This is a genomic window from Rhodococcus sp. O3 (assembly GCF_048897285.1).
Classification (GTDB): Bacteria; Actinomycetota; Actinomycetes; order Mycobacteriales; family Mycobacteriaceae; genus Rhodococcus.
On record NZ_JBMBTE010000206.1, the window covers coordinates 1 to 5294 of the forward strand.

Annotated in this window: 6 protein-coding genes; 4 read left to right on the top strand and 2 right to left on the bottom strand. The window is 69.6% G+C overall.

Annotation, left to right across the window (positions count from 1 at the left end; translation table 11 throughout):
• Positions 1–140: 140 nt before the first annotated feature.
• A complete protein-coding gene (locus tag ACN675_RS27440) occupies positions 141–1142 on the bottom strand; it encodes a 4-hydroxy-3-methylbut-2-enyl diphosphate reductase (RefSeq protein WP_248673859.1) in 1002 nt (333 codons plus the stop codon).
• Positions 1143–1243: 101 nt separating this feature from the next.
• On the opposite strand from ACN675_RS27440, the gene ACN675_RS27445 reads away from it, so the two are divergent.
• Genes ACN675_RS27445 through ACN675_RS27455 form a run of 3 tightly spaced genes read left to right on the top strand, consistent with a single transcriptional unit; the run spans position 1244 to position 3343 of the window.
• Complete coding sequence (locus ACN675_RS27445; RefSeq protein ID WP_420753825.1) at positions 1244–1852, top strand: lipid droplet-associated protein; 609 nt, start codon at positions 1244–1246, stop codon at positions 1850–1852.
• Positions 1849–3096, top strand: coding sequence for an exodeoxyribonuclease VII large subunit (xseA, locus tag ACN675_RS27450; protein ID WP_197257189.1), 1248 nt, complete (start codon positions 1849–1851; stop codon positions 3094–3096). The genes ACN675_RS27445 and xseA overlap by 4 nt, the downstream gene beginning before the upstream one ends.
• A gap of 16 nt (positions 3097–3112) precedes the next feature.
• Complete coding sequence (locus ACN675_RS27455; protein WP_420753826.1) at positions 3113–3343, top strand: exodeoxyribonuclease VII small subunit; 231 nt, start codon at positions 3113–3115, stop codon at positions 3341–3343.
• A 30-nt stretch (positions 3344–3373) separates the two neighbouring features.
• Here ACN675_RS27455 and ACN675_RS27460 read toward each other — a convergent pair whose 3' ends face one another.
• Positions 3374–3943, bottom strand: a complete 570-nt coding sequence (locus ACN675_RS27460) for a DUF4245 domain-containing protein (RefSeq protein ID WP_420753827.1) — start codon at positions 3941–3943, stop codon at positions 3374–3376.
• Between the two features lie 186 nt (positions 3944–4129).
• Here ACN675_RS27460 and glpX point away from each other — a divergent pair, with 186 nt between their 5' ends.
• Positions 4130–5164 (top strand): class II fructose-bisphosphatase, encoded by a 1035-nt coding sequence (gene glpX / locus ACN675_RS27465; protein ID WP_197257195.1) that lies wholly within the window; start codon positions 4130–4132, stop codon positions 5162–5164.
• Positions 5165–5294: the final 130 nt, after the last annotated feature.

Consider the following 5294-nt stretch of genomic DNA (forward strand, 5'->3'; position numbering starts at 1 on the left):
GACCGCAGGTGAGCACTCCCGCCTACCCGCCGCCCGCGGTGCGTTACCGCGACCGTTACGAGGACTGAGCTGCACTTCGCGCCGGTGCGTACATCTGGCGCCTCTGGCCGCCACAAGGGCACACCGGCGGCGCAGCCGCCTTACCTGGCCCTGGCTGCGCGCAGCTCGCGTGGGAGCGCGAACACCAGCGTCTCGTTGGCGGTGGTGACGGTCTGCACGTCGCGGTAGCCGTGTTCGGCGAGCAGATCGAGCACTCCGCGCACGAGGATCTCGGGCACCGACGCCCCCGAGGTGATGCCGACGGTCTCGACGCCGTCGAGCCAGGCCGGATCGACCTCACGCGCGTAGTCGACGAGGTGCGCGGCCTTCGCGCCGGCACCGAGCGCCACCTCGACGAGGCGCACCGAGTTCGACGAATTGCGTGATCCGACGACGATCACGAGATCGCATTCGGGAGCCATCGCCTTCACCGCAACCTGACGGTTCTGGGTGGCGTAGCAGATGTCGTCGCTCGGCGGGTCCTGGAGCTGCGGGAACTTCTCGCGCAGCCGTTTCACGGTCTCCATGGTTTCGTCGACGCTCAGCGTGGTCTGCGAGAGCCAGATCACCTTCGATTCGTCGCGGACCCGGACGGCGTCGACGGCGTCGGGGCCGTCGACCAGTTGCACGTGATCGGGGGCCTCACCTGCGGTGCCCTCGACTTCCTCGTGGCCTTCGTGCCCGATGAGCAGGATGTCGTAGTCGTCGCGGGCGAAGCGCTTGGCTTCCTGGTGGACCTTGGTCACGAGCGGGCAGGTCGCGTCGATGGTGTGCAGGTCACGGGCGGCGGCCGCCTGGTGGACCGCCGGGGACACCCCGTGTGCGGAGAAGACCAGCACCGATCCGGGCGGAACCTGGTCGGTTTCGTCGACGAACACGACCCCGCGCTCGGCGAGCGTGTCCACCACGTGCCGGTTGTGGACGATCTCTTTCCGCACGTAGATCGGCGCGCCGTGCTTCTCGAGCGCCTTCTCCACGGTTTCGACCGCGCGGTCGACCCCGGCGCAGTATCCGCGGGGTTCGGCGAGCAACACCCGCTTCCCTGCGGACGCGGTCCCCGCCGAGCGTGTAATACCGACTTCGAGTGGAACAGGCGCAGACATGCCTCCAGGGTACGGGCCGCTGTGGGGCAGAGCCCGCGTCGGCTTCCGTCACGGTCCCCCTCGGCTACCAATCGTGGGGCTCGTGAGGCAGTCTTGGGGGCATGATCCGTCCACCGTTCATGGCTCGGGTGGCGGCGGGGGTCGCCGTCACCGCCTACGAAGAGACACTCAAGCTGCCGTCGACCGCTCTCGCGCTGCCGATGACGACGGTCAGTCAGGTCCTGCAGACGACGATGAGGATCCAGCAGTCGATGACCGCGCTCGCGATCAAGGGGGATCGTCTGTTCGAGGCGCTGGGCGCCCGAGCCGAGGAAACCCCGGAGTGGGCGGTGTTCGACGAGGACGAGGCTCCGGCACCGAACTCCGGCGCCGCCACCAACGGGGCGGAACAGTCGGAGGCACCCGGCCGGTTCGCGCTGTACTCGATGCCGCCGGCCGTCGAGACCGAAACCGCGGCCGAGAAAACTGCCGACGCCCCGGAATCGGATGAGAGCGCGAAACCGGCCGCGACCGCGGCTGGGACCGAGGTGCCCGGGATCGTCGAGGACCTCGACTACACCTCGCTGACCCTCGCGCAATTGCGTGCGCGCCTGCGCACCCTGTCCGTGGAGGACCTGACGGCGCTGCTCGACTACGAGAACGCGACACGGGCCCGGGCGCCGTTCGTGACGATGTTGTCGAACCGGATCACGACCACCACCACGAAGTGACCTCGGCGCATCCCACCACCCAACCGAACTCCGCGGACAACCCGTGGCCGGTGCGCACCGTGTCGCAGAAGGTCGCGGGCTGGATCGATCGGCTCGGCACGATCTGGGTCGAGGGCCAGATCACCCAGATGAACGTGCGCCCCGGAACGCGCACGGCGTACCTGACCTTGCGTGATCCGTCGGTGGACATGTCCCTGTCGGTGACGTGCTCCCCGCAGCTGATTCACAGTTCACCGGTGACGCTGGTCGAGGGCGCGCGGGTCGTGATGTTCGGGAAGCTGTCGTTCTGGCCGGCGCGCGGCAGCATCTCGCTGCGGGTCACCGAGATCCGCGCGGTCGGGATCGGCGAGCTGCTCGCCCGCATCGAACGGTTGCGCGCGCTGCTCGCGGCGGAGGGCCTGTTCGATCCGCGGCTCAAGCGGCCGCTGCCGTTCCTGCCGGGCCGTATCGGCCTGATCACCGGGCGCGGCGGCGCCGCCGAGCACGACGTGGTGTCGGTGGCGCAGCGCCGGTGGCCCGCGGTGCGGTTCGAGATCCGCAACACCGCGGTGCAGGGCCCGACCGCGGTGCCGCAGATCCTCGATGCGCTCGCCGAACTCGACGCCGACCCCGCGGTGGACGTGATCGTCCTGGCCCGCGGCGGCGGCAGTGTCGAGGATCTGCTGCCGTTCTCCGACGAGACGCTGTGCCGCGCGATCGTCGCGTGCACGACCCCGGTGGTCAGCGCGATCGGCCACGAACCGGACAGTCCGCTGTGCGATCACGTCGCCGATCTGCGGGCCGCCACCCCGACCGACGCCGCGAAACGGGTCGTGCCGGATGCCGCCGCCGAGCAGGCGCTCGTCGACGATCTGCGGGCGCGGGCCGCGTCGGCGCTGCGCAACTGGGTGCGCCGCGAGGAGCACGTGGTGGCGCAGTTGCGGTCCCGGCCCGTCCTGGCCGATCCGCTGCGCGCGATCGATCAGCGTGGCGAGGAGGTCGAGCGGTTACGTCAGGCCGGCCGCCGCGACATCGATCGGGTGCTGGCGGCGCAGGCCACCACGATCGAGCATCTGCGGGCGCGGCTGGCGACGCTGGGTCCGGCCGCGACCCTCGCACGCGGTTACGCGGTGGTGCAGCGGATCGTGCCCGACGGCGACCCGGAGGTCGTCCGGTCGATCGACGAGATGCCCCCGGGAACCCAGTTGCGGGTCCGGGTCGGTGACGGTGCTGCGCGGGCCGCGGTGATGGGACGAGAGAAGTGACGACGAGGATGACGGTGTGAGTGACACGAACGCGGATGTGGCGGAGCTCGGCTACGAGAGGGCCCGCGACGAACTGGTCAACGTGGTGAAGATGCTCGAACAGGGTGGCCTGGACCTGGACGAGTCGCTGGCGCTGTGGGAGCGCGGCGAAGCGCTCGCCAAGCGGTGCGAGGAGCACCTCGCGGGTGCTCGGCAACGGGTCGAGAACGCGCTGTCGCACAGCGAGGACGACGAGGGAGAAGACTGACCTGCCCGGTCGACCGGGCAGGTCAGCGTCCTACGGGGTGAGGGGCTCCGCTGCGTTCGCAGCGGCGGCGATCGTGGCGAACTCGGCTGCGTCGCCGGATCCGCCGATCAGGATGCGCACGTCACCGAAGTCCGAGACCCACAGCGGCTCGCTCCCTTCCTCGGCGTACACCGTCCAGTCGCGGCCGTCGATGGTCTCGGTGCCGGTGACGAACCGGCTCGAGCCCGCGACGAACCGCACGAGCTCGTCGGTACCGGCGTCGGACTGGGTGAACCGCACGTAGCGGCCGGCCGGGGTGATGAACCCGACCGTGCTCGAGTCGCCGCCTTGCTGGCCGGTGATGATGCTGCGGCTGCCCGAGTTGGCCTGCCAGTCCTCGGGGACCTCCGGATGCCGGATGGGGAATCCCAGTTCCTTCGCGTCGTACTCGAGACCTGCATCGATGTCGAAGCTCGGCACCGGACCCGCGGTGGGACCGCCCGGGTTGAACGAACATTGGCTTGCGATCGCAGCGATGACGAGGCACGCCAGGACGAGCGGAATGAGCGACCACGTCATATCTCGGGCGTCGTTCAGGATGCGGGGTTTCTCGGAAGCCACGCGTCCAGTCTGACAGCCTCCACCGGAACGAGCCGCGGCCGGTCCGGGTCCCGGCCTCCACCGCACCGGCGCTGATGAGACAATTACAGCCTGAACCACCATCGGATTCGGCGGCCCCGCGACTCGGCGGCCGTCCCTCGTGCCGACGCACCGCGTCGACCCGACAGCATCAGGAGGCAGTAGCCCATGACGGCCACCCCATCGCACCGCGAAGCTCCGGACCGTAACCTCGCCCTCGAGTTGGTCCGCGTCACGGAGGCCGCGGCGATGGCAGCAGGCCGCTGGGTCGGCCGTGGCGACAAGGAAGGCGGCGACGGTGCCGCCGTCGACGCGATGCGTCACATGGTCAGCTCGGTGTCGATGCAGGGCATCGTGGTGATCGGCGAGGGCGAGAAGGACGAAGCCCCGATGCTGTACAACGGCGAGGAGGTCGGCAACGGCGACGGCCCGCTGTGCGACGTCGCCGTCGATCCGATCGACGGCACCACGCTGATGTCGAAGGGTGCGCCGGGCGCGATCGCGGTCCTCGCGGTCGCCGAGCGCGGCGCCATGTTCGACCCGTCGGCCGTGTTCTACATGGACAAGATCGCCGTGGGTCCCGAGGCCGCCGACGTCATCGACCTGTCCGCCGGGGTCGCCGAGAACATCCGTCGGGTCGCGAAGGCCAAGAATCGCACCATCTCCGACACGACCGTCACGATCCTGGATCGTCCGCGGCACTCCGAGATCATCCGGGAGATCCGGGAGACCGGTGCGCGCATCCGCCTGATCTCCGACGGCGACGTCGCCGGTGCGATCGCGACCGCCCGCCCCGATTCCGGTGTCGACATGCTCCTGGGCATCGGTGGCACCCCGGAGGGCATCATCGCCGCGGCGGCGCTGCGCTGCATGGGTGGCGCGCTGCAGGGCAAGCTCGCTCCCAAGGACGACGCCGAGCGGCAGAAGGCCATCGACGCCGGCCACGACCTGGACCGGATCCTGACCACCGAGGAGCTCGTCACCGGCGAGAACATCTTCTTCTGCGCGACCGGTGTCACCGACGGGGACCTGCTCAAGGGCGTGCGGTACTACGGCGGCGGCGCGACCACGCAGTCGATCGTCATGCGCAGCAAGTCCGGCACGGTCCGCATGATCGAGGCCTACCACCGCCTCGAGAAGCTGCACGAGTTCTCGTCGATCAACTTCACCGGTGTGGACGGCGCGCAGCCCCCGATGCCCTGACAGTGCGCTTCGCGCCGGTGTGTCTTTATGGCGGTCGGAACCGCTGTGCTGTCTACGTAGATGCGAGACACGGTGTCTACGTAGAGGTGAGACACGAGTCTAGGCCGCGGGACGCAGTTGCCCTTGGTAG

What these genes read in the sequence shown, in the direction of transcription:
- ACN675_RS27440 (WP_248673859.1), bottom strand. Translation starts at nt 1,142, where the DNA reads ATGTCTGCGCCTGTTCCACTCGAAGTCGGTATTACACGCTCGGCGGGG.
- ACN675_RS27445 (WP_420753825.1), top strand. Translation starts at nt 1,244, where the DNA reads ATGATCCGTCCACCGTTCATGGCTCGGGTGGCGGCGGGGGTCGCCGTC.
- glpX (WP_197257195.1), top strand. Translation starts at nt 4,130, where the DNA reads ATGACGGCCACCCCATCGCACCGCGAAGCTCCGGACCGTAACCTCGCC.